At 68.6% G+C, this 1,277-nt stretch carries 1 protein-coding gene; it reads right to left on the bottom strand.

Annotation, left to right across the window (positions count from 1 at the left end):
* Positions 1-1,163: IS256 family transposase (locus tag DDF70_RS36225; protein WP_114949222.1), on the bottom strand; the 1,163-nt coding region annotated here is incomplete at its 3' end.
* Positions 1,164-1,277: the final 114 nt, after the last annotated feature.

The raw sequence follows: 1,277 nt of genomic DNA, 5'->3' as shown, positions 1-1,277 counted from the left end.
GCCCAGAACAGCATGGCGGCGGTGGCAGCCGAGGGCAGCACCGTCTGGGTTTTGATCCGCCGCTTGAACTCCTCGTGCAGCCGTTCGATGGCATTGGTGGTGCGGGCCGACTTCCATTGCGAGGACGGCAGCGTCGTGAAAGCAAACAGCGCCTCGCCCGCCTCCTCCAGGCTGTCCGCCACCGCCCGATGCCGCAGCCGCCATTTGCGGAGAAAGGCCTGGCGGCGCTCCTCAATTTCCTCGGCCGTGGCGGCATAGATCATGTCGGTGTAGTCCGCCGTGATCGCGTCGTAGAGACGCTTGGGCGCATGGGCGAGCAGGTTGCGGTGCTTATGCACCGTGCCGCGCTGCAGGGGCACACCCTCCCACACGGCCGCGAGCGCCTGCTCCAGGCCCGGCGCGCCATCCACGATGACAAAGGCTGGCCGGCGCAGCTGGCGCGCGACGAGGTCGTCGAGGACCGCACGCCAAGCGGCCGTGGTCTCGCCGCCCATGTTCCTGACCGCCAGCAGCACCTTCTGCCCGTCCTCACGGATGCCGATCACCACCAGGAGCGAGATCGACGTCGCCTTCTTGTCGAGCCGGACCCGCACCACCGTGCCGTCAAGGATCAGCCGGACGATCGGCTCGTCGGCGAGCGAGCGCTGGTTCCAGGCCTGCCAGTCGGTCTGCACCTGGCGCCAGATCCGGCTGACCGTGTCCTTGCCCACCGCGCCGCCGAACAAAGAGGCCAGCGCCCGGCGCACCCGCCGGGTGTTGGTGCCGGCCAGATAGGCCGAGGCGATCAGGGCATCGGCGGCCTTGGTGCGGCGCTGATAGGCCCGCAGGGCAGCACTCCTCCACTCGGTGGTGCCGCCATCCTCGGTGTGCAGGCGGGCCCGCGGCACGGAAATCTCCGTCGGCCCGAAGGTGCCGGTGAGCGTGCGCGACCGGCAGCCGTTGCGGTAGCCGCGCGTGCCGACGGACGGCTCGCCAGCAGGCGACCGGCCATAGCGGGGTCGGCCGAGAGCGGCCTCCAGTTCGGCCTGGATGAGGCCTTGGATCCAATCGCGCACCCGCTCGCGCACGCCGGTCTCGATCGGGTCGATCCAGTTGTCGAAAAGTCGGGCGTCAGGTTGGCCGGTCAGATGCGCAGAATGTGACTTGCTGATAGGGTCCGTCATGGCGTGGTCTCCAATGGGACCCTGGCGCTCCAACGCCCGAATCCCGTTTTGTGGGCTTCAACACCCGGAGACTACGCCACCCTCTCAAAAGTCCACCACATCCCAGACGGCACC

Source organism: Microvirga calopogonii (assembly GCF_003347665.1).
Taxonomy (GTDB): Bacteria; Pseudomonadota; Alphaproteobacteria; order Rhizobiales; family Beijerinckiaceae; genus Microvirga; species Microvirga calopogonii.
The sequence above is the reverse complement of the archived record's forward strand: the minus strand, read 5'-3'. Positions and strand labels throughout refer to the sequence as shown.